The sequence below is a fragment of the Methylopila jiangsuensis genome, from assembly GCF_027922305.1.
Lineage (GTDB): Bacteria > Pseudomonadota > Alphaproteobacteria > Rhizobiales > Methylopilaceae > Methylopila > Methylopila jiangsuensis.
The window spans coordinates 315,353-342,219 of the sequence record NZ_BSFK01000007.1 but is presented as its reverse complement, the minus strand read 5'-3'; the positions used below and the strand labels follow the sequence as shown (position 1 = coordinate 342,219).

Below are 26,867 nucleotides of genomic sequence, written 5' to 3'. Positions count from 1 at the left end.
AGCCGCAAACAGCCGCTCGACTATGACAAGGCGCTCCATCGGACGCGCCACAAGATCGAGAACCTATTAGCCAAGCTCAAAGACTGGCGGCGCATCGCAACCCGTGACGACAGATCCGCCCACACGTTCTTCTCTGCAATCTGCATCGCGGCAGCCGTCGTGTTCTATCTCAATCAATGAGTCCTGAGCCTACACCTACGACGCGAACTGGAACGTCGCGACCATCACCCGCCCCGGCGGCGGCGTGCTGACATTTACCCACGACAACGCCTCGCGCCTCACATCCGTCACCAACTCCGCCGGAGAGAGCATCGTCTACACCCGCAACAAGCTTGGCGGCGCGACCAAGATCCAGGTGAAGAACGGCGCCACCATCGTCGCCGAACGCAATCAGGCCTTCGACGAACTCAACCGGCAGATCCGGGCGGTGGGAGCGAGTTCCCAGACCTGGACCTTCGGCTATGACAAGACCGGCAACACCGTCAGTGTGAAGGACCCCCGCGACGCCATCTGGGGCGCGAGCTTCGACGCGCTGAACCGGCTCGCCTCCGAAAGCGATCCGGAAAGCGCCACTGTCGCGCTCGCCCGCAACGGCGTGGACGACGTCACCGCCTACACCGACCCGCGCGGACTGACGACCACTTACGTGCGCAACGGCTTCGGCGAGGTCATCCGCCACACGAGCCCGGACTCCGGCGTCACCGATTATGTTTATGACCCGCGCGGCCTGGTGACGCAGCTCACCGACGCCCGCGGCATGGTGATGGATTTCGTCTACGACGCCGCCGGCCGCATGACGTCCAAGACCTACAATGGCGGCACGACCGACCGCATTCTGGTCACCTGGAATGGGGTCGCCTCCGGGAACAAGGGCCGCGGCCGGCTTACCCGCGTCACTGATGCCGGCGGCGCCTCCGACTTCCGCTACGACGCCCGCGGCAACGTGCTGTCGGAGACCCGCACCATCTCGGGGACCGTCTACGCCACCGCCTACACGTGGGACCTCGCCGACCGGCTGACCTCGATCACCTACCCGTCCGGCCGCGTCGTCACCTATCAGCGCGACGCGCTCGGCCGCGTCACCGGCGTCACCACCAAGGCAAACGCCTCCGCGCCGGTGCAGACGCTCGCCTCCGGCGTCGCCTGGCGGCCCATGGCGGGCTACGCCTCCTCGGCCTCCGGGCCGCTGGGTCCTGATCTCGACTGGGGCCTCGCCGCGCGCAACGCCGTGCCGGTGACGGACGGGTCCGGCATGAACGCCGGCACGGCGGCGCAGATCGCGTCCCTGCCGCACGCCGGCACCCTGACACAGGACGTGCTGCAGACGCTCACCTACGGCAACGGCTACACCTACTGGAAGAACTTCACCCAGGACAACGAGCTGTACCAGTCCATCGTGGAGGATAGCTCCGCCACCGTCATGAACGCGGGCCTCGCGCGCTCGGACGGGACCAACGTCACCCAGATCTGGGACGCGCTGAACGCGAGCGAAACGCAATATTTCGCATACAGCCCCGCCAACCGGCTGTCGGGCGCCTGGGGCGCGTACGGAACGCACGCCTGGACCTATGACGCCAACGGCAACCGGCGGACCGAGACCAAGAACGGCGTCGCGACGACCTGGGCCTATCCGACCACCAGCAACCGCCTGACCAGCGTGACGCAAGGGTCGACGACGCTTCGCAGCTTCACTTACCACAACGACGGCGCGATCAAGCGCGACACGCGCTCGGGCGTGGCCTATGACTACTCCTCGAACCGGGCGGGCCGCATCGGCATCGTAACGGTCGCCGGCGTGGCGCAGTCGTCCCAAGCTTATGACGCCTTCAACCGGCTGCGCGTCCGCACCCTGACCTCGGCCACGGCGACGCCGGGGACGATCCATTACGTCTGGGACATCTTCGGCCACATCGTGGCGGAGCATGTGGTGGGCGCCGGGATGGCGCGGGAATATGTCTGGCTCGGCGACACGCCGCTGGCCGTGGTGGACGCGGCAGCGGGTCTTTACTACGTCCACGTGGACCATCTTGACCGTCCGGCGCTGATGAGCGACGCCTCGAAGGCCGTGGTGTGGCGGGCGTCCTACGAGCCCTTCGGCGCCGTGCGGTCGATCACGGGTCCCGCCTCGCTCGACCTGCGCTTCCCCGGCCAGTGGTTCCAGCTTGAAGCCGGCCTCGCCTACAACTGGAACCGCCACTACGACCCCACCCTCGGCCGCTACACCCAGCCCGATCCGCTCGGCTTCGTCGATGGGCCGAACGTCTACGGATATGTCGGGCAGAGCCCGATAAGGCGCGTGGATCCCAGGGGGCTGGATACGACACTCATTACTACTTACGATTACGGCATGGGCTCGCACTCCGCAGTACATGTCGATCGCGGAGCGGGAGGAGAACCGTACTTGTACGACCCTGCCGGGAGTTACCCTAATCCTTCCAGGGGGTCCGGCGATCTCATGACGGGAGGAGACGCAAACCTTGATGATTTTATTGATTTTCATAAACGCAATGGGAGTGAGGTAACCATAGATCGGGTCGGAACTTCAACTGAAGATGAGGCGGAAATAGCGCGTCGCATGGAGGAAATAGGAGGAGCGGCACCCTTTATGTGTGCCAGTTCCGTGTCCAGAGTCTTGGATGGCATTGGTCCGTTCAAAGGACTGGGGGGCATAGACTTCCAGGCTCACTCAGAGATGCATTTAAGGGATTGGAGCGATGACGGCTAGCACGAAACAAAAGAAATTTTCGATAAGAAAATATTGCCTGAATTATGGCTTGTTGCTATCTTTCATGTTTGCTACGTTAATATTTTACGATTTATGTATAAGAATGTACAAATATGACTCTCTCAGGGTTTATACATTTGCTTTTATATCATTGATGGCTGCAACGTATGGTGTTTTTAAATTCTACGCGCGCCCCTCTATCCGCCGTGCTCTTTGGGGGGTGGTGGCGTCTTTTCCTGTCAGCTTTTTCGTTCAACTGATAATTTATTTCTCTCACAAAACTGAGCCTGAGACCTATCTAAACTTAAATATTTCTGAAATATTTATCTCTATATTAATTGGATCACTTCTTACATTTAGTCCTGCGTGGGGGTGTATATTTTTCTTTATAATTCCGTTAATTTTGCAAGCCGATTATAAAACGGTTGAATAGTTTTCTTAAGGACGCTGTGGCGCGGGACGATTTCTGGCTCGGCGACACGCCCGTGGCGGTCGTGAACGCCGCGGCGGGCGCGTCCGGGCTTTACTACGTCCACGTGGACCATCTTGACCGTCCGGCGCTGATGACCGACGCCTCGAAGGCCGTGGTGTGGCGGGCGTCCTACGAGGCCTTCGGCGCCGTGCGGTCGATCACGGGTCCTGCCTCGCTCGACCTGCGCTTCCCCGGCCAGTGGTTCCAGCTTGAAGCCGGCCTCGCCTACAACTGGAACCGCCACTACGACCCCACCCTCGGCCGCTACACCCAGCCCGATCCGCTGGGGTTTGTTGATGGGCCGAACGTGTACGGGTATGTAAACGGCAATCCTGTTCTATACGCTGATCCATCGGGCGAATACGTCTGGATAATATTTGGCGCAGCATTGGGAGCTGGAGCTGAAGCACTCAACCAATATATGGAGTGCGGTGAAGTATATAACTTGAAAAGCATCTTAGTTCAGGGTGCGGTAGGTGGCGCAGCTTCGGTAATGGGAGGACTAGGAGCTATTAACGCTCTCGGATTGGGCGGGCGCACGGCCTATGGCGCTTACAATGGGGCCAAATTTGGTGCTATAGGCGCTGGGCTTGCTGGCGGCGGCCTCGCGTCAGGTGGTGTTGGTGGGGCGATAGGTGGAGCAGTCGGCGCGAGCGTGGAAGGGTTTCTCCCGGCTGGATATGGCATTGGACGCGCGCTGGGTGGGCTAGCTGATGCGATAGCTTCAACAGGCGCCTCTAATGCTTTGTCAGGAGGCGGCAATGAATGCAAGTGCAAAAATTAAACTAGAAAATATAGTAGGATATTATTCTATGGTTTTTATAACGGCGTCTGCTATTATGGCGGCGTCTGTTATTGTTATCGTTATTGCATCTTCTGTTTATAATTTTTGCTATGAGTGTCTATATAGTACATCAATAATTAAACACGCTTTCCTTGCCTGGTTATTTACATCGGTTGGAGCATTTTTTTCGATCCTGATAATGGACTTAACCCAGCACGCCCGCGGTCTAGATTTTGATAAGTTTTCATCCTGCACTAAAGAAATGAAACTTAAAGATTGGTTTAATTTAAAACGTTTCTATACAATAAAAAACGCAGTAAGGCGACAATAAGGCTGATAATTATTTACTCAGCTGGAATACCTGACTTATTTAAATAATTCTATCGGGGACGACGCATTATGTCTGGGACATCTTCGGCCACATCGTGGCGGAGCATGTGGTCGGCGCCGGGATGGCGAGGGAGTATGTCTGGCTCGGCGACACGCCCCAGGCGGTGGTGGACGCCGCGGCGGGCGCGTCCGGGCTTTATTACGTCCATGTGAACCATCTCGACCGTCCGGCGCTGATGACCGACGCCTCGAAAACGGTGGTGTGGCGGGCGTCTTACGAGCCCTTCGGCGCGGTGCGGTTGATCACCGGCCCCGCCTCGCTCGACCTGCGCTTCCCCGGCCAGTGGTTCCAGCTTGAAGCCGGCCTCGCCTACAACTGGAACCGCCACTACGACCCCACCCTCGGCCGCTACACCCAGCCCGATCCGCTCGGCTTCGTCGACGGGCCGAACGTCTACGGGTATGTCGGGCAACGCCCGATGACGAGCGGGGATCCAACAGGCTTATACGAACTCCACCGTCAAGGCAGTATCTCCATGCACAGCTATCCCGGCCCACAGGCTGGTGGCAACGAACATGCAAGGCAGGGGCCTGGAGGTGATTACCATGTTCATTTACGGGACCGTGCAGGCGGCCCAGATGCTCGGATTTCAACAGGAACGTGGAAGCCGCTTACTCCAGATGACGAAGCCATATTGAATAAAAATCGCAATATGAGAAAATTTTGCGACAACTTAAGCGACGCGGACAAACGTTTATTTGATAAAATTAACAGACAGATATTCCATCGAGGCTCTCCCTCAGTAAACCAACTCCTAAGGCTCGGGGGTGGAAGAGGTGGAGTACGGCAGCCTTTGGATTATCTATGCGAACCGAACTTTTCGAACAGGCATGCGCAATGTATCGAGCAGGAGAAATCCAAGATGCGTATGCCCTTATGGTAAAATGTGCACAGGCGGGAGACCCTATAGCCTGTCTTCTCGCTCAGGAGTGGATCGCATCGATCAATCCAAATCCTGATGTGAATTGGATGAAAAAACTTGAAGATATTGCTCACAGTGGGGTTGCCGAAGCCCAATGGGAGCTAAGCCAATGCTACAGATTTGGAAATTACGTCAATGCCTCGGTAAATAGCGCAAATTATTGGCTAGAAAAATCTGCTGAGGGTGGATGGCCCGAAGCAAATCTTCATCTTTCTTGGTATATGGCCAGTGAACAATATGGCTACGAGTTAGATATTCGAGAATCTGAGCGTCGCCGGGAGCTTGCCATAAATGCAGGATCAGCAGAGGCAATATACCTCAAGGCCATTGAAATTATCGATACAGATCGAGAGTCCGCGATTATGATGCTAAGGGATTCCGCCTCCAAAGGATTTCAGCCTGCCGTAGAGGTATTGAAAAACTTCTCTCATTAAGGTTATGAGATTAATTATTATTTGCGACTGATGCGGCAATTTCGACTTTTTTGATCCAGAATTTCTTGCAGCATTTGACGCTTTGCAGCTTCACTTACCACAACGACGGCGCGATCAAGCGCGACACGCGCTCGGGCGTAGCCTACGACTACTCCTCGAACCGGGCGGGCCGCATCGGCATCGTAACGGTCGCCGGCGTGGCGCAGTCGTCCCAAGCTTATGACGCCTTCAACCGGCTGCGCGTCCGCACCCTGACCTCGGCCACGGCGACGCCGGGGACGACACACTATGTCTGGGACATCTTCGGCCACATCGTGGCGGAGCATGTGGTGGGCGCCGAAATGGCGCGGGAGTATGTCTGGCTCGGCGACACGCCGCTGGCGGTCGTCGACGCGTCGGCCGGCGCATCCGGGCTCTATTACGTCCATGTGGACCATCTCGACCGCCCGGCGCTGATGACCGACGCGGTCAGGGCGGTGGTGTGGCGCGACGTCCGCGCCTTTCGCAGCTACGCGCTTTGCGCCCGAAGGCGGGTCGCGGCGCGCCACAACGGAACCGCATCGGGCGCCTCCGCGGCGTCCGCCAGCCGATGCAGGCTCTCCGCGATGTGGCGGCTCACGTTCGGCCAGGCGTTCGCCACCGCAGTCATCGTGGCGGCGAAGACCTTCAACTGATCGACGCGCGGGCGGGGAAGCGCGATCGAATGCGTGAGCGCCACATCCTCCAGCATCTGCAGCGTCCCGAAGGCGTCAGCACGCCCTTCACGGGCGCGGGAAGGATGATCCGACCACCGGCGCGCGCAGCGCCGCGCGAAGGTTGCGAGCGTCTCCGCCATGGCGGCGTCCTCATCGAGCGTCGCCAGAACGTGCGCCCACGCCGACAGGATCATCTGCGAGCCCGCCATATGGGGTTCGAGGCCCGCCGCGCCGGGATCGGCCACAAGCGTCGCCTTCATCCGCGCCAGCGTCGACGGCTCGACCCGGCCGGCGTCCACATGGGACAGCAGGCAGGAGCGCAAAAACCCCGCCTCGTCCTCCAGAGCCTCGTCCAGGATTCGCCGGGCGATCACGTCATGGCCCCTGATCGCGAAGGGATGGTCCCCAGGCAGCCAACCACCGGCGATCAGGCGTGGAACGACGTCCCGGGCCGGCCAGATGACATCCGGCGCTTGCGGCGGCGGCGTGAGTTCATCGGCCGGCGGCCACCAGGCGTCGTCCCGCACGCCGCCCACGAGCGCCTGCAGCGGATCAAGAAGCGTAGCGTCCCGATCCGCCGCCCCGTCATCGATCAGCACGGCAGTCACGCCGAGGAGCAGGCGATCCGTGGTCAGATCTGCGGTCATGTCGCGCGCCCAACGCGGCATAGCGTCGAAGGCCGCGACATCGCGAAACGTCCGCTGGGTCCGACCGGCGATGATGCCGGCTCCGGCGTGAGCGTCCACGAAATCAGGAGCCAGCGCGCGCAACATCTGATCCGCGTAGCACCAAAGGTAGGTCGCCAGGGTTTCGGAAGGTAAGGCGCTCCGATCCGTCCGGCGACACAGGTCCAGAGCCCCATACCGCGCCAAAGCGACGAACAGCGTTCCATGACGCGCGCAACTGGCCGCAAGGGCCGAGACACGGTCCTTCAACCGGTTGAGGGCCTCACACGCCTGAAGGCCAGCCCTCAGACGGAGCAAAGCCTCGAGCGGGGTGACGACCGCATCGGGATCCGTTTGCGGCTCTTCCTTGGCCATCAGCGCAAAGACCGCGGCGAGCGCCTCACCGCTGAAATCGACGGGACTGGACGCAAGTCGCTCGATCGCCGCCCGCGCGCCGACAACCGCCGCGAGATCCTGAACCTCCCGCCGCGAGACAAGCTCGACGCTCGCAGTTTCGGTCCGCAACAGAAAGCGGTCCATGGCCGCGATGGAGGGAACGGAAAGATCGTCGATCGCCAGCGGCTCACGCTGAAAGACCTTTGACCTGATCAGGCTCAGGCGGCTGAAAACATCGTTCTCCCTCAATCGCCGCACCGCCTCGAAACGCTCAGCCGCCGTCGTCAGGCGCAACGCGGCGCCAAACTCTTCAGCTGTGATCGCAGACCTCCTGTCCAGATAGTGCCGATTGATCGCCGCAAGGCGCACGTCCAGGTCCGGGTGGACCATGGCCTGGGTCTCCTCCGCGATGCGGAACCGCGCCTCCTCAAAGAGGATCGACAGCTCGAGTTCGCCATCGACCCGCCGGGCTTCGACCCACGCCGGTTGCTTGTTGGTCAGCGCTATGGGGAGCTTCGCCGGCTCGCCGCCCTGGAGCAGGGCGCCCGCGGCGTCCGCGAACGCGTCCAGCGGCAGGCTGGCGTCGTCGGTCAGCGTCAGGGCAATGACGCTGCGCCGAGGCAGCCTCCGTCCGAGGTCGCCATGTTCGACGATCTGGTCGACGAGCCGCTCCGGCAGCAGGTCGAGGAACCGGCTCGCAACGGCGACCATCCGCCGATCCAGGCTCGCGCGAAGCCCTTCGTCCATGCCGGTCTCGTCGATGCCCTCGCGGTCGACGATCCGAGCAACCGTCCCGGTGACCGCCTCGACGAAGAGCCGGAACGTCTCCGGATCCGCCCGTTTCAGCGATGACACCGCGGACTGGACGAACCAGTCCGCAAAGGCGACCTGGGCGTCGCGCGGGATCGGTTTCGACGAGAATTCGCTGAAGAGCGGGATGGTCAGCGCATGCGCCAGATGAACGGCGACGTAAGCCCGAACATGAGCGTCACCGGGTTCGGGCGGCGAGAACGGCGCCGGCTGACGCAAGTGCGTCCAGACCCACGCCGAGCGCGCCCTGGCGGCGTCATGGTCGGATTCCGCGCGGCTCCAGATTTCGACCAGCGCGCGATGCGCGAGATCGATGTCGAGCGCGCGCCGAAGCTCGCCTGCGATCCGCCCGTCCGCGTCATGACGCTGCGTCATGTCGAGCCAGCGCAACCGCTCGCTCTCCTGCGCGCACCAGATACGAAGAGCTGCAAGCTCCTGCGTCTCCACGAGGCCGTTCTCATGGATCGGCGCATCGAAAAGCTTGCGGGAAACCTCCAGCGCCTCCACTGGCAGATAGGCGTAGCCCGCCGCCATCAGCCTGTTCACGCGCTGCCGGACATAGGCGTCGTCCACCATGCCTTTCTGGCGCAGCGAGTCCAGCACCCCGGCCACGCACAAGGCCTGTTCGGGTGGGTTGTGAGAAAACGCCCGATCCTCGACCCACATCAGCGCCGGGGCGCGTTCCTGTTTTCCGAGCACCTCGATCAAGCATCGCATATGTGCGGGCGCGGGCGCATGTGTCTCTGACGGAAGAAGGCGGGCGACCGTCCATTCGCCGTTGAGGAGGCGGCGGCTCATACGGTCGCGAAGCGCCATGATCTTCGCTTTGATGTGGGCGTCCGACTCCAACGTCGTCAGCTCGCGGATGAGGGCGTCGGCTTCCGGGCGCAAGATGTGGATCGGGGTCGAGCGCGCCAGCGGATCAAGCGCGCCACTGAGGACGAGCCGCCAGACGCCGAAACGACCAGCATGGACCGGCGACGTCTCACTGGACGGTGTTTCCGCTCCCCAGGGCGTTTGCGCAAGTTCGGGATCCGCGAGGCTCTGCAGTTTGGCCAACTGATCACGGTCGAGATGTCCTTCGGCGAAGGCGGCCTCAGACATCCGGCGCAACGCCTCTGGGTTCAGATCGCGCCCGGCGTCCGCCGCCTCCAGCTCGACGCAGCCCGGCTCCAGATCCTCGACCACGCGCACTGGCCCATCGGGCGAAACGGCTTTGCGGACAGCGGCCGCCAGCTTCGGATCATGGTCGGAAAAGGCGGCGTCCAGATCGGAAAGCGCGTCAGGCAGCGACGCAGGCGTCTCCACCGAGAAGGCCGCCTCGACGGCGTCGAGCATATCCAGCCGCGCGGCGAGCATCAGAGCCGACAGGTCAAGCCGCAAGGTCGGCCGCGTCTCGGCCAGCGTGCACGGCGGCCGCCGTCGCGCGCCGGACAAGAGCAGCATCGGAAACGTCTCGTTGAGGAGATTCCGGCGCTCCGCAGGCTCCGCCAGAAACAGCCTCGCATAGCCTTTGAGATCCCCTATCATGGCGACGGCGGCGGGAACCTCGCCGCGAAGCCACGCGTCGAACCGACCTCGATAGTCCTCGTTGCGCTCCTCCATGTAGGCGAGAATGTCTTCGATGTTCTGGAACGAGCGCACCGCGAGACGCTCCAGCGGATTGCCGGTCGCCTCGACGATCTTCCGTTGGACCTCCTCCAGCCCAAGCTCGAGCGCCAGAAGGAAGGCATGTGGCGTCGCCTCGCCGTCGAGGCCCGCCGCCACGGCGTGCCGCAGAGCTTCTCGGGCCAAATCGTCATCGTAGCGACGCATGGCGACAGCGACGTTAAACATCTGGTTCGGGCCGAGCTCGCCCGCCGCCATCGCCCGCCGCGCTTCTTTCGCGAGTTGCGGCAAGGCTCCAATCTTGTGATAGGCGTCGAGCAGGAGGCCGCCGACTTTGGAGGCCTCGCCCGTCTGACGCTGGAGCGCGCGCAGGTCCTCGATCACGGGCTGATACCGGCCGAGCATCTCATTCGCGCGCATACGCAGGCCAATCAACTCGTCGGGCAAATCCGGAGACGCGGCTTCAGCGGCGTCGATGACGTCCAGGCAGCCTGCGGCGTCCTCGACGCGCAAAGCCGCCACCGCCGCCAGACGAAGAAGACGGGGCGTCGCGATCCGAAGCATCGCCCCGCGCACACGAACGATGTCGGCCCATGCCGACCGTGACGCCAGAAAGCCAACCCCGGCGACCACGTCCTCCGCCGTGGCCGCCTCATCTTGCAAACAGGCGACCAAGGCGCCGCAGTCGCCGGCCAGGGCGTCGCGCGTCGCCCGTTCATAGGGCGACGACGGTTCAAGCGAGGCGTCGCCGAAACGGATGCGCCAGCTGTCCAGCAGGGCGCCGGACGCCGGAAAGCGATGCTGGTGCTGTGTGATGACGCGGAGACCGAGATCGGGCCTCGACACGCCGGCGCAGAGCGTGGCCAAGGCGAGAAGATGGGTCTCGGTCCCCGAGCCAAACCGGACCGCGTCGACAAGCGACTTCTTGATCTTTCCAAGCCGATGCAGCCGGCCAAAGGTCCAGCTCCACAGCACCACGACCGGATCGACCGGATCGCGCCGCAGAAGCTGGCGGCATTCGGACGCCGCTTCCGTTTGCCGATCCGGATGCAGCAGCAGACACCCAAGCCGCCATGTTTCCACATGGGTTTTCGAAGGACGATCGCCTTCGAGCAGACGATCGAAATCCTTCAAAGCCTCGCCGAGATGGCGCCGAGCGGATGCAACATTACGGACCAGGCCCGGATGGATCGGCGTCAGCGGGCCCCCGAACTGCGCTGTGGCGCCGGGCGCCAGCGCGCAGAAAACGTGAATGGCGCCGCGCGTCATCAGCGGCGCGAACGCGCCCTTGTCGCGATCAACCGCCGATGACGCGAACTGAAGCGCCGTCTCCCGGTCTCCACGGATCATCGCCAGGATCGCACGCAGGCGTAACATTTCCGGCGACACCTCGCTCCCGAACCGGTTTTCGAGCGCCTGGGCCGCCGCGTCGAGATCTCCGATTTCGATCAGCAGACCGGCCCGGATCTCGCGCTCGCGGGGTGTCAGCGCCCCCGACAGAAGCTCAAGCGCCTCGCGCGTCTCGCCCTTGACGTTTAGCGCCATGGCGCGGGCGGACCTGTCGGGTGGCGGGCTCAACAGATCGGCTTCGTCGAGAAGCGCTTCGGCGCTCGACACATCAGAGTCGCGAAGATGGAGCACCGCCTGCGCCCGCAGCGCTTTCGCCTGCGTCTCGGCCGTCAGCGCCTGCCATCGACGGGAATCCGCGCGCGTGTCCGCAAGCCATTGGCGCAGCGCGTTCGAGCGGCCGGCGCGATCCGCTTCGAGCGCGGCTTCAAGCGCTTTCTGTGAGGTGATCTCGATCTTGTCGAGGATGGACAGCAGCTCTTCCGTCTCCTGCCGGAACGTCAAGGGCGCCTGCGGAGCCACCGGGAGCGCCCCGGAGGTGGCGGAGGCTCCTGCGGCGAGCGAGCCCGACAGAACATCATACCAACCCCTGTAGAAATAGCGGTCGACAAGCTGCGGCCCGCCCTTGATCACCAGATCTGTGAGGTGCTGCGCTCCCCAGAGATGAAACGTTATTCCGCGCTGTTTGAGCTCCTCGATGAGCAGACGCGCGCTGTCGTTGATGTCGTCGTCATTGCAGTCGTCGGTCACGGCGAGGACGAAGTCGGTGACGCCCTTGTCCTTCCAGTGGCGATCAAGCTCCGTACAGAATTCTTCTATCCAAGGCCGGAAATGCCATCCCTCAACCTTCCGGTAGCATTTGGCGGAGATGACGACGGTGGTGCGCCCCAGCTCATCGAACCCCTCCACATCGACGCCGAACTGCTCCTGCCCTCGCCTGCGCTTGAGCGACGTCCGGGTCACATCGGGAAAGTGGAGTTGCAGGACGTCTCGGCAAAGCTCCTCGAACTTGACGCTGCCGACCTCCACGAGCGGCAACAATCGCTCCCGGTGAAGGGACGGCATCGAGCGCCCCGGCGCGGGCGGGGTCGCTTTCCATGGCGCGCGTCGCCCGGCTGGCGTCTGCGCGCCCGATCCCGGCGGGGCGGAAGAGGCCGACTTCGCCCCGGTCCTCGACACGCGCTTCGCCACTCTTAAACCCGTCTCCTGTTCCACCGACCGCGCTACAAGCTGAACGGAATCTTGTCCTCCAACAAGAAATTACAGCTTGGTCGCCCACAGTTATCCAAGTTTTCCTCGCTTCACCCTTTGCAACGCACCCAAAAGGGCCGACGCCATAAAATCAGAAGCCTCTGTCCCGGCCGGAATGACGACAAAAATCGGATCACGCAGCCCTGCGCCGGCCCTTGGACAGACGGTTTCTACTGCCGTTCCAATCAAGATTTGCGCCCGACCTGCCATGCACCGGGAAACACGCGCGGCCACCGGATTGTGGAGAACGACGCTCGCCACCCCCGCATCGTCAGAGATGACTTCACTTCCCTGCCGAACGGAGCGTCACTGTCGACGTCGCTGAAAGAGGTCGGCGTCCTTCTCCTGCCCCGCGCGTGCGGGGTCGCGTCAGTGGCGGCGGCTGATCGTCGCCGGATCGCGAAGGAGAACACTTCATGTCGAACGTCACGTCACCCACGTCCAAGCTCACTGACGCTCAGCTTGTCCTGCTGTCCGCCGCCTCGCAGCGCGACGACGGCCTCGTCGTGCTGACCGACGCCCACCCGTCGGTCGCACGGACGATCGCGGCGTTGCTGCGTAGGCAGCTGCTGGCGGAGCTGATCGTCCAGCGCCGTCAGCCGCACTGGCGACAGGATGAGAACGGCAAGCCCGTCGGGCTGAAGATCACCGAGGGCGGTTATGCGGCGATCGGCGCCGACAACGAGGAGGCGAAAGAAGAGGAGGCCGCGCGGGTCACCCCACAGACCGACGCCGTCAGGGCGGGCGCCAAGCAGGCGGCCGTAATCGATCTCCTGGGCCGTCCGAGCGGCGCCAGTCTCAACGACTTGATCGAAGCCACCGGCTGGCTGCCACACACGACCCGGGCGGTCTTGAGCGGCCTTCGCAAGAGGGGCTTTGAGGTGTCGTCCGATAAGCCAGACGGCGGCGACCGACGCTACTGCATCGCTATGTCGACGCAACGGCCGGGCGCGTGACGATGAACGCCTCTGACGCGATTGAAGTCGTGGCGTGCGTCCACGACGGCGAGCATTCTGAGAACGGATCTCGATCCGCTCTTCAGCGGCGTCTTGTTAAGCTTGAGCATCTGGACGCCTCGGGTCTTCGCCAAGAATGGCGGCGCCTGTTCCGCACGGATCCTCCGCAGCTCAGCCGCGACCTTGTTCTTCGGGCGCTGGCGTATCGCCTGCAGGAGCGGGAGCATGGCGGGTTGTCCAAAGCGACGCTCAGGCGGATCGCCGCCCAGACGAAGGCGCTCCGGGCGGAGGATCCTGACCGGCCTGAACCTCGCGCACGCCTTCGACCCGGCGCAAGGCTTGTTCGGGAATGGCGCGGCCGCACTCACACCGTGACGGTCCTCGCGGAGGGCTTTGAGTACGACGGCAAGACCTACGCGTCGCTGACGCCCATCGCCAGAACGATCACAGGCGCGCACTGGTCCGGCCCGCGCTTCTTCGGCCTCGTGCAAAGGCGTCCTTCCGGTCGCGAGCGCGAGGGCGCCTCCACCTTGCTCGATAGCGTCCCGGCGACCCCAGCTCCGTTGCGAGAGGAGCGCTAGCATGGCTAGCCGCAAGGCTGCGGTCAGAACCATAGGCCGCGCAAAGCTTCGCTGCGCGGTCTATCCGCGCAAATCCAGCGAGCAAGGGCTTGAGCAGGAGTTCAACTCCCTCGACGCGCAGCGCGAGGCCTGTGAGGCGTACGTCGCATCCCAACGTCATGAGGGCTGGATACTGTCGCCGGTTCTCTATGACGATGGCGGCTTCTCCGGCGGCTCGATGGAGCGGCCGGCGCTGCAGCGCCTGCTCGCGGACATCGCGGCTGGCGAGATCGACGTGGTGGTGGTCTACAAGGTCGATCGCCTGACCCGCGCGCTCAGCGACTTCGCCCGCATCGTCGAGCTGTTCGACAGGCATCGGGTCTCGTTCGTGTCCGTGACCCAGGCGTTCAACACGACGACCAGCATGGGCCGCCTGACGCTGAACGTGCTGCTGTCCTTCGCCCAGTTCGAGCGCGAGATCACTGGCGAACGCATCCGCGACAAGATCGCGGCGTCCAAGAAGAAGGGCATGTGGATGGGCGGCCAGCCGCCGCTCGGCTACGACGTCCGCGAGCGCAAGCTCGTGGTCAACGAGGCCGAAGCCGCGAACGTCCGAAGCATCTTCCGTCGCTATATCGAGCTGGGGTCGGTCCGAGAGCTGAAGGCGGAGCTCGACGCCTCCAGCGTCATCAGCAAGCTCAGGATGGCAGCCGACGGCTCACGCTATGGCGGCAAGCCGTTCTCGCGCGGCGCGCTCTATCTGATGCTCTCCAACCGGATCTACCGCGGCGACATCGTCCACAAGACCGAGGTCTATCCCGGCGAGCACGCGGCCATCGTGGACGAGGCGCTGTTCGCGGAGGCGCAGAGCATTCTCGCCGACAATCGGGTCGAGCGAACGACCGGAAGCACGGCCGCAGAACCGAGCCTGCTCGCCGGCATCGTCTAAGACGCGGCAGGCCAACGATTGACGCCGAGCCATGCGGTCAAGAAGGGCGTGCGCTATCGGTACTACGTGTCCCATCACCTCGTCAGCGGGAAGAAGACAGACACCCAAAGTCTGCGCCTCCAGGCGCCGGCGTTGGAGCAACTGGTGCGGGACCGCGTTGGGCGGATGCTCGCCGACCGCGCTACGATTATGGACGCAGGATCGTCAACGGATCGCGGCGCCAGAGACCAGCATCGGCTGGCCCAACTTGGCCAGGAGGCCGCGGCGCGCTGGCCAGCGCTGGAAACGCCCGACGTCCGCGCCGCGCTGCTCGCTTTCGTCCCGCGCATTGACATGCATCCGGACCGCGTCGACGTGCGCGTCGATCGGGCGGGGTGCAGGCTTGGCTGACCCACCCGGAAGGCTCGCCCGCCACACACCCCGCCCCGCAGCGCCCGGATGAAGGTTTGACCATCGTCTCCGTCCCGGCGCGGTTGAAGCATCGCGGGAACGAACTTCGCTTCGTAATCGACGGCGTGGTCGAAGAGGCGCCCGCCGACGCCAGCATGATCCGACTCATCACCCGCGCGCAGATCGTCCGGAATCGCCTGATCGACGACCGGGCGAGCATCGACGACGTCGCGAGGGAGGAGAACCTCACCGCCTCCTACGTAACCCGCCTGGTCCGCATAAGCTTCCTCGCTCCGGACATCATCGCTGGACTGCTCGACGGGCGTTATTCCGACCTGACCGCCAGCAGGCTGATGGCCGACACGCGCTTTCCTCTCGACTGGCAAAAGCAGCGCGAGGCGTTGCGCGCAGCCTGACGGACGACATCTTCTCGACAGAAGCCGCCCGCGGGCGGCTTGTTTTGTTCCGTGTCAAGGTTCGCTGACTGCCCGCCCAAGCGCGATACGCGGGAGACCGCCGTACCACTGAAAGGTCTATGCGAGACTTTGGCGCACGAAATCGCCAAGCTCTCCAATGAATTCGTCTCTGATGAGCGAGGCTCAGCCGAGGCGACCGTAACGGTCCGGAAAATCGAGGGAATTCGCGACTCTAAGGGAAAAAATCGTAGTTATAACAATAACTTAAGTCGTGGCGGAGAGGGTGGGATTCGAACCCACGGTACGGTTGCCCGCACAACGGTTTTCAAGACCGTCGCCTTAAACCACTCGGCCACCTCTCCGGCGCAGCGAATCCGCCTGGGCGCGCGCCGCGGCAGATCATGGCGAAGCGGATTTCGCGCCGCAACGGGGAAATCTTGACGCGCGGCGCCGGGAGGAGACCTGCCATGGCGTCGGCGGAGCCGGGAGGGGCTGGACCTCGGCCCGAAGCCATGTCGGAGGGCCTTCACGGCGCGCCCTACCTCGGGGGACCCAATCCACTGTCTGGCGCTTTCGTCCGATCCCGTTCGGCGTTGAGTTTCGCCGCGACTGGGGGGTGTCCTGCGCGATCCGTTCCGGCTCCCGGACGCGGCGTGGTCGGCGCTGGAACCGCATCCGCCGAAGAACCAGCCGAGCAAGCCGAGGGTCGATGACCGGCGGGCGATCTCGGGCATCCCGCACATCCTGAAAGCCGGGGCCCGCTGGCGAGACGTCCCGTCCCAGCACGGTCCCTCCAAGACGATCTGCAACCGCTAGGCGCGTTGGGCGCGGCACGGGGTCTGGCGGAAGATCTTTTCGCCAGGGTCGCCTCGGCGGGCGCCGTGCCCGACGAGCTTTGTCTCCACAGCACGCATGTCAAAGCCCAGCCTTCCGCCGCCAGCGGAAAGGGGGGAATTCGCCCAGGCGGTCGGCGTCTCGCGCGGCGGCGGAACGACGAAACTCCATTGCCTGGCCGATGCTCGCGGCCGGCTCGTCGCCGTCGCGCTAACGCCGGGAAACATCGCCGACGTCAGCATGGCCCCAGCCCCGCTTGAAGGCGCTCGCGCCGAAGCGGCGGCTGATCGCCGACAAGGCTGCAGCCTGTCCTTGGACCTGATCCGAGGGACGCCGATCGGCTGCGGCGAGGGAGTAGAAGCTCTCGCCGTCGAGAAGCTCGTCCCGCAGGCTGGCGTTGAAGCTCTCGCGATAGCCGTTGTCCCAGGCACGGCCGGGTTCGATGAAGGCGGCGGTCGAACCGACGGCGACGATCCGCTCGCGGGCGGCCTTCGCCGCGAACTCCGGACCGTTGTCCGATCGGACGTGGCCCGGCGCGCCGCGCAGGATGAACAGGTCCGACAGGACGTCGATGACGTCGGTCGACCGGAGCCTCCGCCCGATGCGGATCGTCAGGCCTTCGCGCGTGAACTGGCTGCGCAGCCCTTCGGGTCCCCCGCGCGGCCTCCGCCGGGATCATCCTGTCCAGCCTCAGGTCCGACACCGCTGGACGAAGCCGGGCGTTCTCCGCCTCAAGCTCGTTCAGGCGCTTCACCTGATCGCCCTTCAGCCCGCCAGACTCGGTTGCGCCAGCGATAGAACGTGGCTTCCGTCACCCCGATCGGCTGGATCGCCTCGGCAGCCGGCCGACCCTGCGCCGTCAGCGCTCCAACCTGCCGCAGCTTCGCGACGATCTCTTCAGGCGCGCGCCCCCTGCCCGGCGTCAGACACCCCTGCACATGGCCAAAAGCCACACCTCAGCGAGGACCAAGTCTCAGGGGGGAAGACCAGCTTTCGCTCTCTTGGGGCAGAGGCCGGCCCCGCTTCGATGTTCTGGCTGAAGGCTCAGCCCTTGAACACGCCCTTCGCGGGCCCGAGCGGGCGCAGGCTCGCCAGAACGCTGGCGAAGGTCGCGATCGCCTCCTCCGCCTCCAACGCCTTGCGGTCGGGCGTCTCCAGCACCAGCCGGTCCAGCGCGTAGCGGTAGGCGATCAGCCGCTCCTCGAACGACTGGCGGACCCACGCGATCATCAGCCCGTTCTCGGCGATGCGGCCGTCCACGTTCGCGGCCTCGTCGGGGGTCAGCTCCGGAACCCGGTTCGCGGTGCGGGCGCGCACGCGGTCGTCCTCCGCCACCTTGGCGGCCGCGGCGAAGAACGGCTCGATCCGGTCGGTGTCGGCGCGCACGTCGTCGATCAGCCGGGCGTAGCGGGCGCCGCTGGAGCGGTAGTCGATCGCAAGCAGGGTCCGGACGTAGGATTCCTTGTGGACGCGGGCGCGCTCCGCCGGCAGCACGCGGGTGCGCCGCAGCTCCACCAGCGTCCGCTCGCGCCACTGCTCGGGAAGCGGCGGCATGACCACGCCCCAGCCGATGTTGCGCATCGTCCGCTCGGCGTCGGTCATCCGGTAATAGGAGACCGGCTCGCCGCGCTGGCGCGCGGCCTCGCGGCCGAACGCCGGCATCAGCCGGTCATGGACCACGCTCGGCTCCGCGCGGCCGAAGTCGCCGGTGGGCGGGGCGCAGGCGGCCAGGGCGCCGCAGGCGAGAAGGACGAGCGCGGCCCGGGCTCCGGGCGTCGCCGCCCGGAGCGTGCGGACGATCACGACGCGGGCGCGCTCCCCTCAACCGGCGCGGGCGGCGGGAACGAACGGCCCTGTCCGTCGTCGTGCCGCTCGTAGCGCACGCCGGTGAACAGCAGGATGTCGGCGGCGCGGGACGCCGGACGACGGCTTGAGGATGCGGAGGACGACGACCGGCGCGGCGCGGTCTGGAAGGCAAGCACGAGACCCATGGCGGCACTCCCTGCCAGGAGGGATGGTTCGATTGCGACCCGGGGCGGGATCGCCCGCCGTCGGGCTTGTCTGAGGCCGATTGAGCCGCCCGAATGGTTAACGAGGGGTTACCGAAACCGCTCCAATCCCTACCCCGTCACCATCGTTGCCCCCCGGACACAGCCGCGTGACGCTTCCGTGTCATTTCGGGACCGCGGTCGCGCGCGGGGCGCGACGCAGCTATCCTCGCGCCGCTTTAACCCGGCGCTAAGCATAACCGCCGTAGCGTCTGACGACGCGGCGACGGAGCGGGAGGCTGGTCTCCCTCGACGCGATTTCCCGCATGGAAGGCCCATGAGCGACGATCTTCTGCCCGTCGAGGCCCTTCAGCGCCTGTCCCGCCAGGACGGCGTGGACATCCGGCCGACGCTGCTTCGGGTGCTCACCGACCTGTTCGTGCAGAAGCCGCATCACGCCCCCGAGGAGCTGGCCCGCTACGAGGAGCTGGCGCTTCAGCTGCTCAGCGTGGTGGGCGCCGACACCCGCGCGGTGGTGGCGCGCAAGCTCGCCGACGACGAGCGGGCGCCCGACGCGGTGATCCGCCGCCTGCTGGACGACGAGTTCGAGGTCGCCGCCCCCATCCTGTCCCGCTCGGTCAAGGCGCCCCGCCACCTGCTGCTCGCCATCGCGCTTGAGGGCGGCGGGCTGGAGGCGAGCGCGGTGGCGGGCCGCCCGGACATCGACCCGGACATGGTGCGGCTGCTGGCCCATCACCGCGACGACCGGGTGCTGGAGGCGCTGATCGCCAACCCCGCCGTGACGCCGAGCGACCGCACCCTCGCGGCGCTGGCGCAGCGGGCGCTGAACCGCGCGCCGCTCGCCGCCGCCCTGCTCGCCCGCGACGACCTCGACCCGGCCGCGCTGGCGCCGCTCTATCTTCTCGCCGGTCCCGACCGCCGCGCCGCCATCCGGGAAGCGCTGGGCGCCCGGCCGCCGCGCGCGCTCGCCGGCCGGACAGTCCGCGCGGTCGATTCCGCCGATCTCGCGATGGTGGAATCCGCCGCCGACAGCGGCTCGCGCGAACTGATGGCCGAGACCCTGGCCGACGCCCTGGGCCTCAGCCCCGCCGCCGTCGCCACCCTGGTCGCGGAACCCAGCGGCGAAGCCTTCGTGATGATGCTGCGCGCCGTGGGGTTCGACCGCGACGCCATCGCCCGCGCGGTGCTGGTGACGCAGCCGGAGATCGCGCAGTCGGTGCCGCGCTTCTTCCAGCTGGTCGAGATCGCCGAGACCACCAGCCGCGGCGCGGCGCAGGAGCTTACGGCGGCGCTCGCCGGCCAGCCGATCGCCGGCGCGCCCGCCGCGCGGCACGAGCCGCTGTTCGATCCGTCCGGCGCCGTGGAGCGCCCCGGCGCCGCCCGCCCGGCCTCCGGCCGCGGCCGGCGTCTGCTGTCGGGACGTGTGGACACGGGACGCTCCCGCGCCTGACGGCGGAAGCCGTACTTCAGTCCAGGAACGCGCGGCCCCGCCGGTCCTCCACCGCGACGATCCAGAGGTCCGAATCGAACCGCCGCTCGCGGGCGAGCCGCTCCTCCACGTCGAGGCCGGTCATGCGCTCGCCCACCCGCTCGAAGGCGCGGCCGCCGTCGTCGCCCGCCTCGCTCTGGGGCGCCGGGGCGTAGAGGTCGTTGTCGCCGTCGAGGCGGTCCACCACGATGAAGATGGCGCCGGCCTCCGGCGCGCCGCGCTTGCGCACCAGCGCGAAAGCGCCCTCCAGATGGCAGCGGCGCACATAGGCCGCGACCCAGAACTCCGAAGTCAGCCGCGAACTCACGTCGAAGGCCCCGTCACTCGATCTCCATGCCGCTGAGGCTCCGCAGCGCCTTCAGCGTCTGGGGATTGGGCTCGCCGGTCACCGGCAACCGCCGGTTCAGCTCGAAATTGGTGATGGCGGCGCGGGTGGCGGAGCCCATCTTGCCGTCGATCGCCACCGGCCCGTAGCCGAGCTTCGCCAGCGCGCGCTGCACCGCCATCAGCCGGGAGGGGGACGCCACCGAGCCGGTGGTCGCCGGCGCGGTCCTCGCCGAAGGCGGCGTCGGCGCCGGCGTGGCCGGACCTTGCGCCTTCGGGCGCGACGGCGCGGCGAGCACCGCCGCCAGCAGCCGCTCCGACACCGCGCCGGTAGAGGGCAGCTGATGCGCCTCCTCGAAGGCGGAGATGGCGGTGGCGGTCTTGGCGCCGAACATGCCGTCGGCGGGGCCGTCCAGATAGCCGCGAGCGATCAGCGCCTCCTGGATGTCGGCCACCAGCGCGTCCCGCGCCGGCAGCGGCGTGGCGACCTGGCTGGTCGTCGCCGGGCGGGGGGCCGCCGCATCCCGGAACAGCGGCGCCGGGTGGCGGCCCTGCTGCAGCGCCAGCGCGTTCACGAGGATGGTGACGACGCCCGCCGCCGCCACCAGCCCGGCCAGCGCGTCGATCGGCCGGCGGCGGACCACGCCGAGCGCGGCGCCCATGGCGCCGGAAGACCGGCCGTCAGGATCGTCGTAGGGGCTCGCGGCGGCTTTAGGCACTTTTCTTCACCCTTGTCGCAGGAAGCGGCGAGGCGGCGCGGCCGCGGCCGAAATCGGGCCGCGCCACGACGCCTGCGCCGGAGGCGGCGGGAGACCCGCCGTCGAGCGGCATCGCCACGGTCACGCGCATGCCGCGCCCCGGAGCGCTGTCGAAGGCGAGCCGGCCGCCGTGCAGCTCCACCAGGCCGCGCACCACCGACAGGCCGAGCCCCATGCCTTCGCGGCCGCCGGCGGCGCCCTCCGCCTGGAAATAGGCGTCGCCCAGACGCTCCAGATGTTCGGCGGCGACGCCGACGCCGCTGTCGCGCACGGACAGCGTCATCAGCCCGCGGGTGGCCGAGAGCGACACCGCCACGTCGCCGCCGCGGGGCGTGAACTTGATGGCGTTGGAGATCAGGTTCAGCGTCACCTGCGTCAGCGCGCGCCGGTCGGCCAGGATCGGCGGCAGATCGGCGGCGACCTCGAAGGCGAGACGCACGCCCGCGGCCTCGGCCCGGGGCGCCAGCAGCCCGACGCAATGGGCCAGCACCTCGCCGGCCGCGCAGGGCGCAGGCGCCACGGCGAATCGGCCGGTCTCGATCCGGGAGATGTCGAGCACATGGTCGACGATCTCCAGCAGGTGTTCGCCGGACTGGCGGATCAGCGCGGCGTAGTCGCTGCGGCGCTCGGGCGCGGCGCGCATCAGGCGCTCGTCGCCGAGCATCTCGGAGAAGCCGATGATGGCGTTGAGCGGGGTGCGGATCTCGTGGCCCATGGCGGCGAGGAACTGGGCGCGCTGGACCGCCTCGAGGTTCGCGGCCTCGCGGGCGGCGCCGGCCTCCTCCTCCCGCAGGCGACGCTCGCTGACGTCGCGGAACACGCCGAGCGCGGCGCCGTCCGGCGCGCTCGCGTCCGCCGCAACCTTCAGCTCCAGCCAGACGAACGCCGGGCCATGCGCGCCGGGACGATCGTCGCGCCGCACCCGAAGCTCCAGCGTCGCGGGCTCCGTTCCGGCGTAGGCGAGAGCGTGCAGGTAGGCCGGCCGGTCGGCGATGTGGACGCGCTCGAACAGGCCGCGGCCGAGCAGATCGCGCGGCGCGGCGCCCAGCAGCCGGTGCGCCGCGCCGGAGACGTGGAGCACGGAGCCGTCGCGGGCGTGACGGGTGACGAGATCGTTGGATGCGCCGGCGACGAGGTCGCGCTCGACCCGGGCCGCCCGCGCCTCCGCGGCGGCGGCGCCGATCAGCCGCGCCGCGCGGACAGCCTGTCCCGCCGCGTGCAGCGCCAGCGCGCCAAGGCCGAGCGCCTCGATGCCGGAGCCCAGGACGGCCGCCGGCGGCAGCGCGCCGAACGCGCCGGCGAGCGCGACCGCGGTCGCCGCTCCCGCCGCCGCCGCCGCTCCCGCGAGCGCGGCGCGGCGCGAGCCGGACAGGCCAGCCTCGAACGCGGCCATCGCGAACGCCAGCGGCGCGACCGGCGTCAGCAGCCCGCCCGCGCCGACCGCCACGACCGCCGCCAGCAGCGTCAGCGCCAGCGAGGACAGAAGATGCGCCCGCGCAAGCCGCCCGCTGCGGCTGAGCTGGAGGGCGGCGAGAATCGGCACGAGCAGCCAGGCGAAGCCCATCGCTTCGGCCGCCGCGGGCGCGAAGCCGGCGGCGAGCAGCGCCGGCAGCGCCATGAAGGGCGCGACGCCCAGCGCGAAGTGGGCGAGCAGGAAGCTGCGGTGGCGCTCGGCCGCGAACGCGTCGGCCTGGACGGAGGGGTGAACCCACGCCGCGACGTGCTCGGACAACGCTTTGATGGCGGCGACCTGACGCACGCGCTTGCTACTCCACACTCCGCCGACGGCGCGGCGGGCGCCGCGATCCATCGCGCGGCGAACTCCCTGTCGTTGGGCGCAGTGTGGCGGCGCCGGCTTAAGCGAACGCTAAAATGCCGACGATCGCTGCTTTGCCTGCGCGTCACGACCCTGCCCGAAACATTTACGAAAACTTGACTGAACCTTGCGGAAACCTGAACGCCACCGCTCAAACCCGCGCGTTTCGGTTGACGGGATCGCAGGCGCTCCGATGCTAGGGTTCTTCCCGCACAAAGCCGCAGGGAGAGGCCAGCCCGTCATGATGTTCCTGATCCGCACCGCGTTCTGGATTTCGGTTCTGATGCTCGTGCTGCCGATCAGCGTGGGCTCCCCGGACGGCAAGGACGGCGCGTCGATCGACCCGCTGTCGGCGCTGTCCGCCGCCGGCGCCACCGTCTCCGACCTGTCGAGCTTCTGCGAGCGCCAGCCGGACGCCTGCAGCGTGGGCTCGCAGGCGCTGAAGCTGGTGGGCGAGCGCGCCCGCGCCAGCGCCGAGCTGGTGGGCGGCTATCTGGCCGGCGACAGCGCGCCGCAAGGCCCCGCCGCCCCGAGCGCCCGCGCCGCCGCCGGACGCGACACGCTCACCCCCGCCGACCGCAAGCCGGCCTGGCGCGCCCCCGCCGAACCCGCCGCCTGATCCCTCATCCGCATTGCGGCGGGACGCGGAAGGCTCTACCTCGCGGGTGCAAGGCTTCAGCAACACCGCGGCGGGCGTGATGGCGACCACAATCGACGACATGGTCGAGGGCTTCGAGTTCATCGACGATTGGGAGGAGCGCATCCGCTACCTGATCGAACTCGGCCGCGAGCTGGAGCCGCTGCCGGACGACGCCCGCACCGACGCCAACAAGGTTCAGGGCTGCGCAAGCCAGGTCTGGCTGGAGACCAGAGTGGGCGACGGCGCCGATCCGGTCCTCGCCTTCCGCGGCGACAGCGACGCCCATCTGGTGCGCGGGCTGGTGGCGGTGATGATCGCGCTCTACTCCGGGCGCCCGGCGAGCCAGATCCTCGCCACCGACGCCGGGGCGCTGATGGAGCGCATCGGCCTGCGCGAGCACCTCACGCCCCAGCGCTCCAACGGCCTGCGCTCCATGGTGGAGCGCATCAAGCGCGAAGCCGCCGCGGCGTCCGGCGCGTAGGGCCGCGGCTTACTCCGGCGCGGTCCAGACCCTGAGCGCGCCGCGGGCGTCCGGGCCGACGGCCGCCTCGCCGTAGCCGTAGTGCCGGGCGAGGCTCGCGAGCGCGAGGCCGAGCACCAGCTTGCCGCCCCGCGCCGGCCAGCCGCGCTCCCGCTCCACCTCCTCCAGCCCCTTGAGGCAGCAGCAGACGTCGAGCAGCGCGCCCGACAGCTCCGGCCCCACCGCCTCCAGCGCCCGCGACACGCGAAGCCTTGCGGCGAGCGCGGCGTCGGAGAGATCGGCCCCCACGCCCGCGCCGGCGCGCCGTCCGCCCGCTGCGCCGCTCCAGTTGGAGGTGACGCGCGGCGTCATCTGACCACGGGTGAAATCAGCCCTCAGCCGCTCGCCGGCCAGCACCTCATGGGCCGCCAGCAGCGGCCGCCCGTCCTTGCCCTTGCGACGGGCCAGCCAGGCGAGCGGGCTCTCGTCCAGATCGACCAGCAGCTCCGCGGGGGCGCCGTCCACCTCGACCGGACGGCGCGCCAGCGCGCGGTGCTGGGCCAGAAACCCGCCCTCCCCCGCCTGCGCGCGGGCGAGCCGCGCCCGGCCCTGGTCGGTGACGCGCCAGCCTTCGCCATCCGGCGCGATCAGGCCGAGCCGTTCCAGCTCCGCCGCAGCGGCTGCGGGCGGCCGCACCGATGCGCGCCCCTCCGACCGGCCGAGCCGGGCCAGAGCGCGCCGGGCGGCGGCGCTCGGGCCACCGGCGGCGCCTGCCGAAGCCACGCCTTTCGAGCGAGATGATGCCGCCATATGCGCCCCCCGATTGCACGATCATCATCCTATATAGGATAAAAATCTTAATCGCAATCCTGGAGCATGTTCTGGAGCCGCTGAAGCGGCGTCGCATGAGCCCCCGTCATGCCCCGCGGCGCGCGGGCGTCCACGACTTCGAGCGTCAACCGGTTGCGTCGTTTCAAGTCGTGGATGCCCGAGACACGCTCGGGCATGAGACGACCAGCAGGCGCCCCTTAAGACGAGCATGAGCCCCTTCGGAAGGCCTTTGAAAGCTCACTCCGCGTCCGGGTCCTCATCCTCCGGATCCTCCGGGGCGTCGCCCGGCGGCAGCATGACCACGAAGTCCTTCTCGCAGGCCTCCAGCACCGTCCAGACGCCGCGGAATCCGGGCTCGATCACCATGGCGTCGCCGGGGCCGTACGCCTGCGCCGCGCCGCCGTCCGGCGTCAGCACGCAGCGCCCGCGGCTCAGGCGGCACCACTCCCATTCGTCATAGGCCACCCGCCACGCGCCGGGGGTCGCGGACCAGACGCCGGCGAACAGGCGGCCGTCCGGCGCCTGATAGGTCACGCGGGTGCGGAAGGTGGGCGCGCCCTCCACCACCAGCTCCGGCGGCGGGGCGCCCTCCTCCTCCGGGGCGTTGACGGTCCCCAGACGGTGCAGCCGCATCACGGGATCGATGTCGTCCATCTCACGGGCCTTTCAGGCTCACTGGCCTCTCATGGGCGGAAGCGTCACCTCGCCCGCCCGGCACGACCGGCGGTCCACCTCGGCGCAGGGGCGGAAGCCGAGGTCGCCGCGCGCCATGCAGACGCGCACCTCGCGCAGGCGGCGGCCGTCGCAGTCCACCGCGATCATGGACGGCTTCAGGCCGGGATTGGCGGCGATGAAGGCGCGCTCCACCTCGGCGGGCGACAGCGTCAGCGGCCGTTCAAGCCCGACGAAGGCGTCCGGCACGCGCACGCGCTCATAGGCCTTGCGGGTGAGCTTGAAGAAGGCCTCCGGTCCGAGGCCGGAGCAGGTCCCGTGCTTGCGCCACTGGTGCCGCACCAGTCCAGGGCTCGGCATGATGTCGAGCACGCCGTCCACAACCGCGCGGGACGGATCGCCGCCCGCCCGGCATTCGGAGGGGAAACCGCGCTCGTTCTGCGGCCACAGCCCATGCGCCACGAAGCCATAGGGCTTCGGCCCGGCGCATTGCATGCCGCCGCGGGAGCGCCCCTCGCCAGCGCAATAGGTGGGCGACCATGACAGCGACAGCACGTAGAAATCGAACGCGCCGGGCGCGTTCTCCGCGTGCAGCGGCCTGGAATCCATGCCCGTGACGGCGCCCCACAGCGCCAGCGCCGCGAGCGCGGCCGCCGCCAGATAGCCGGAGCGCCGGCGTGTCACGGACGGGTCATCTTGCAGTCGGGCGCATAGGCGCGGCTCCGGTCGAGCCCGGTGACGCACCAGTTCACGTCCCAGCCGATCCCGGCGAAGCCGAAGCCCTCGCCGATCTCGTAATAGGCCTGCCGGCGCCGGCCGTCGGTGGTCACCGCGCGGGCGGCGCAGAACCGGCGCGGGATGAACTCCGGTCCCCAGCTGCGGTAGCCGATCTCGCGCGGGCGCTCGATCGCGGCGATCTCGAGGCCCGAGGCCCAGTAGCCGCGCTCGCGGGTCGCGAACAGCCCCGACACCCGGCCCAGCACCCGCCCGTCATGGCAGGCCGGCAGATCACCCGTGTATCCCCGGAAGGTGGAGGAGGCCTGCGCAGGCGCCTTCTCCCGCGGGGCGTAGATCACAGGGTCTGCGGCGGACGCCGCCGTCGCCGCCATGACGGCGCCGACACCAAGAAGCCAACCTAAGACTTTCATCGCCGCCACCGCCTGAGAACACCGCGCGTTGCGGGAGATTTGAGCGCAGCCGACCCGCAAATCAAGCGCAGGCCGCAAGCATGGTTAGGCCGTGCGGGCCTGGAGCCCGTTTGGG

The 26,867-nt window shown here is 67.1% G+C and carries 22 protein-coding genes, 1 tRNA gene and 3 pseudogenes; 14 read left to right on the top strand and 12 right to left on the bottom strand.

The features are described 5' to 3' along the window. The 5 genes and pseudogenes from PKE85_RS08695 to PKE85_RS08670 form a co-directional block, all read left to right on the top strand. Positions 1 to 180, top strand: a pseudogene (locus PKE85_RS08695) (IS5/IS1182 family transposase); the annotation flags it as partial. A gap of 64 nt (positions 181 to 244) precedes the next feature. Next, positions 245 to 2,725, top strand: coding sequence for an RHS repeat-associated core domain-containing protein (locus PKE85_RS08685; protein ID WP_428981331.1), 2,481 nt, complete (start codon positions 245 to 247; stop codon positions 2,723 to 2,725). 485 nt (positions 2,726 to 3,210) lie between these two features. Beyond that, on the top strand, positions 3,211 to 3,981 hold the full coding sequence (locus PKE85_RS08680; RefSeq protein ID WP_271204338.1) for an RHS repeat-associated core domain-containing protein: 771 nt from the start codon (positions 3,211 to 3,213) through the stop codon (positions 3,979 to 3,981). A 425-nt stretch (positions 3,982 to 4,406) separates the two neighbouring features. Continuing rightward, a complete protein-coding gene (locus PKE85_RS08675; protein ID WP_271204337.1) occupies positions 4,407 to 5,255 on the top strand; it encodes an RHS repeat domain-containing protein in 849 nt (282 codons plus the stop codon). Further along, positions 5,210 to 5,728: an SEL1-like repeat protein gene (locus tag PKE85_RS08670; protein ID WP_271204336.1), complete on the top strand. Its 519-nt coding sequence runs from the start codon at positions 5,210 to 5,212 to the stop codon at positions 5,726 to 5,728. The genes PKE85_RS08675 and PKE85_RS08670 overlap by 46 nt, the downstream gene beginning before the upstream one ends. Positions 5,729 to 6,236: 508 nt before the next feature. Here PKE85_RS08670 and PKE85_RS08665 read toward each other — a convergent pair. Further along, on the bottom strand, positions 6,237 to 12,287 hold the full coding sequence (locus PKE85_RS08665) for a tetratricopeptide repeat protein (protein ID WP_271204335.1): 6,051 nt from the start codon (positions 12,285 to 12,287) through the stop codon (positions 6,237 to 6,239). Positions 12,288 to 12,916: 629 nt separating this feature from the next. Between PKE85_RS08665 and PKE85_RS08660 the strand changes: the two genes are divergently transcribed. Genes PKE85_RS08660 through PKE85_RS08640 form a run of 5 tightly spaced genes read left to right on the top strand, consistent with a single transcriptional unit; the run spans position 12,917 to position 15,771 of the window. Beyond that, positions 12,917 to 13,456 carry a DUF3489 domain-containing protein gene (locus PKE85_RS08660; protein WP_271204334.1) on the top strand — a complete coding sequence of 180 codons (540 nt, stop codon included), beginning with the start codon at positions 12,917 to 12,919 and terminating at the stop codon, positions 13,454 to 13,456. Between the two features lie 2 nt (positions 13,457 to 13,458). Further along, positions 13,459 to 14,037, top strand: a complete 579-nt coding sequence (locus tag PKE85_RS08655; protein ID WP_271204333.1) for a DUF2924 domain-containing protein — start codon at positions 13,459 to 13,461, stop codon at positions 14,035 to 14,037. A 1-nt stretch (position 14,038) separates the two neighbouring features. After that, entirely contained in the window at positions 14,039 to 14,965 is a 927-nt protein-coding gene (locus tag PKE85_RS08650; RefSeq protein WP_271204332.1) for a recombinase family protein, read from the top strand. Positions 14,966 to 14,983: 18 nt separating this feature from the next. After that, positions 14,984 to 15,355 carry a hypothetical protein gene (locus tag PKE85_RS08645; protein WP_271204331.1) on the top strand — a complete coding sequence of 124 codons (372 nt, stop codon included), beginning with the start codon at positions 14,984 to 14,986 and terminating at the stop codon, positions 15,353 to 15,355. A gap of 56 nt (positions 15,356 to 15,411) precedes the next feature. Then, the gene (locus PKE85_RS08640; protein ID WP_271204330.1) at positions 15,412 to 15,771 is read left to right on the top strand and encodes a hypothetical protein; all 360 of its coding nucleotides are present in this window, start codon (positions 15,412 to 15,414) and stop codon (positions 15,769 to 15,771) included. A gap of 272 nt (positions 15,772 to 16,043) precedes the next feature. Here the strand turns inward: PKE85_RS08640 and PKE85_RS08635 are convergent. Next, positions 16,044 to 16,133, bottom strand: a tRNA-Ser gene (locus PKE85_RS08635). 259 nt (positions 16,134 to 16,392) lie between these two features. Here PKE85_RS08635 and PKE85_RS08630 point away from each other — a divergent pair. Then, positions 16,393 to 16,906 (top strand): annotated as a pseudogene (locus PKE85_RS08630) (IS5 family transposase); the annotation flags it as partial. 38 nt (positions 16,907 to 16,944) lie between these two features. Here PKE85_RS08630 and PKE85_RS08625 read toward each other — a convergent pair. The 3 genes and pseudogenes from PKE85_RS08625 to PKE85_RS08615 all read right to left on the bottom strand — a co-directional run. Further along, positions 16,945 to 17,531, bottom strand: a pseudogene (locus PKE85_RS08625) (integrase core domain-containing protein); the annotation flags it as partial. A gap of 118 nt (positions 17,532 to 17,649) precedes the next feature. Beyond that, the gene (locus PKE85_RS08620; protein WP_271204329.1) at positions 17,650 to 18,408 is read right to left on the bottom strand and encodes a hypothetical protein; all 759 of its coding nucleotides are present in this window, start codon (positions 18,406 to 18,408) and stop codon (positions 17,650 to 17,652) included. Then, positions 18,405 to 18,596 (bottom strand): hypothetical protein, encoded by a 192-nt coding sequence (locus tag PKE85_RS08615; RefSeq protein ID WP_271204328.1) that lies wholly within the window; start codon positions 18,594 to 18,596, stop codon positions 18,405 to 18,407. The genes PKE85_RS08620 and PKE85_RS08615 overlap by 4 nt, the downstream gene beginning before the upstream one ends. Positions 18,597 to 18,930: 334 nt before the next feature. Here PKE85_RS08615 and PKE85_RS08610 point away from each other — a divergent pair, with 334 nt between their 5' ends. Continuing rightward, positions 18,931 to 20,064, top strand: coding sequence for a DUF2336 domain-containing protein (locus tag PKE85_RS08610; RefSeq protein ID WP_271204327.1), 1,134 nt, complete (start codon positions 18,931 to 18,933; stop codon positions 20,062 to 20,064). A gap of 16 nt (positions 20,065 to 20,080) precedes the next feature. On the opposite strand, the gene PKE85_RS08605 is transcribed toward PKE85_RS08610, so the two are convergent. Genes PKE85_RS08605 through PKE85_RS08595 form a run of 3 tightly spaced genes read right to left on the bottom strand, consistent with a single transcriptional unit; the run spans position 20,081 to position 22,995 of the window. After that, the gene (locus PKE85_RS08605) at positions 20,081 to 20,410 is read right to left on the bottom strand and encodes a DUF1491 family protein (RefSeq protein WP_271204326.1); all 330 of its coding nucleotides are present in this window, start codon (positions 20,408 to 20,410) and stop codon (positions 20,081 to 20,083) included. 13 nt (positions 20,411 to 20,423) lie between these two features. After that, on the bottom strand, positions 20,424 to 21,146 hold the full coding sequence (locus PKE85_RS08600; RefSeq protein WP_271204325.1) for a peptidoglycan-binding domain-containing protein: 723 nt from the start codon (positions 21,144 to 21,146) through the stop codon (positions 20,424 to 20,426). Beyond that, positions 21,139 to 22,995, bottom strand: a complete 1,857-nt coding sequence (locus PKE85_RS08595; protein WP_271204324.1) for a sensor histidine kinase — start codon at positions 22,993 to 22,995, stop codon at positions 21,139 to 21,141. The genes PKE85_RS08600 and PKE85_RS08595 overlap by 8 nt, the downstream gene beginning before the upstream one ends. A gap of 247 nt (positions 22,996 to 23,242) precedes the next feature. Here PKE85_RS08595 and PKE85_RS08590 point away from each other — a divergent pair, with 247 nt between their 5' ends. Further along, positions 23,243 to 23,620 carry a DUF5330 domain-containing protein gene (locus PKE85_RS08590; protein WP_271204323.1) on the top strand — a complete coding sequence of 126 codons (378 nt, stop codon included), beginning with the start codon at positions 23,243 to 23,245 and terminating at the stop codon, positions 23,618 to 23,620. A gap of 79 nt (positions 23,621 to 23,699) precedes the next feature. Beyond that, the gene (locus PKE85_RS08585) at positions 23,700 to 24,122 is read left to right on the top strand and encodes a SufE family protein (protein WP_271204322.1); all 423 of its coding nucleotides are present in this window, start codon (positions 23,700 to 23,702) and stop codon (positions 24,120 to 24,122) included. Between the two features lie 9 nt (positions 24,123 to 24,131). Here the strand turns inward: PKE85_RS08585 and PKE85_RS08580 are convergent, their stop codons facing one another. The 4 genes from PKE85_RS08580 to PKE85_RS08565 form a co-directional block, all read right to left on the bottom strand. Next, positions 24,132 to 24,797: a DUF6456 domain-containing protein gene (locus tag PKE85_RS08580; protein WP_271204321.1), complete on the bottom strand. Its 666-nt coding sequence runs from the start codon at positions 24,795 to 24,797 to the stop codon at positions 24,132 to 24,134. Between the two features lie 372 nt (positions 24,798 to 25,169). Then, entirely contained in the window at positions 25,170 to 25,586 is a 417-nt protein-coding gene (locus PKE85_RS08575; RefSeq protein ID WP_271204320.1) for a cupin domain-containing protein, read from the bottom strand. An 18-nt stretch (positions 25,587 to 25,604) separates the two neighbouring features. Then, positions 25,605 to 26,288 (bottom strand): ribonuclease T2 family protein, encoded by a 684-nt coding sequence (locus PKE85_RS08570; protein ID WP_271204319.1) that lies wholly within the window; start codon positions 26,286 to 26,288, stop codon positions 25,605 to 25,607. Then, a complete protein-coding gene (locus tag PKE85_RS08565; RefSeq protein WP_271204318.1) occupies positions 26,285 to 26,713 on the bottom strand; it encodes a hypothetical protein in 429 nt (142 codons plus the stop codon). Before PKE85_RS08565 ends, PKE85_RS08570 begins: the two co-directional genes overlap by 4 nt. Between the last annotated feature and the right edge of the window lie 154 nt (positions 26,714 to 26,867).

Coding starts and splice junctions, on each gene's coding strand:
- PKE85_RS08670 (WP_271204336.1), top strand. CDS start 5,210: ATGTATCGAGCAGGAGAAATCCAAGATGCGTATGCCCTTATGGTAAAA.
- PKE85_RS08660 (WP_271204334.1), top strand. CDS start 12,917: ATGTCGAACGTCACGTCACCCACGTCCAAGCTCACTGACGCTCAGCTT.
- PKE85_RS08655 (WP_271204333.1), top strand. CDS start 13,459: ATGAACGCCTCTGACGCGATTGAAGTCGTGGCGTGCGTCCACGACGGC.
- PKE85_RS08650 (WP_271204332.1), top strand. CDS start 14,039: ATGGCTAGCCGCAAGGCTGCGGTCAGAACCATAGGCCGCGCAAAGCTT.
- PKE85_RS08615 (WP_271204328.1), bottom strand. CDS start 18,596: ATGGGTCTCGTGCTTGCCTTCCAGACCGCGCCGCGCCGGTCGTCGTCC.
- PKE85_RS08610 (WP_271204327.1), top strand. CDS start 18,931: ATGAGCGACGATCTTCTGCCCGTCGAGGCCCTTCAGCGCCTGTCCCGC.
- PKE85_RS08595 (WP_271204324.1), bottom strand. CDS start 22,995: ATGGATCGCGGCGCCCGCCGCGCCGTCGGCGGAGTGTGGAGTAGCAAG.
- PKE85_RS08590 (WP_271204323.1), top strand. CDS start 23,243: ATGATGTTCCTGATCCGCACCGCGTTCTGGATTTCGGTTCTGATGCTC.
- PKE85_RS08585 (WP_271204322.1), top strand. CDS start 23,700: ATGGCGACCACAATCGACGACATGGTCGAGGGCTTCGAGTTCATCGAC.
- PKE85_RS08575 (WP_271204320.1), bottom strand. CDS start 25,586: ATGGACGACATCGATCCCGTGATGCGGCTGCACCGTCTGGGGACCGTC.
- PKE85_RS08565 (WP_271204318.1), bottom strand. CDS start 26,713: ATGGCGGCGACGGCGGCGTCCGCCGCAGACCCTGTGATCTACGCCCCG.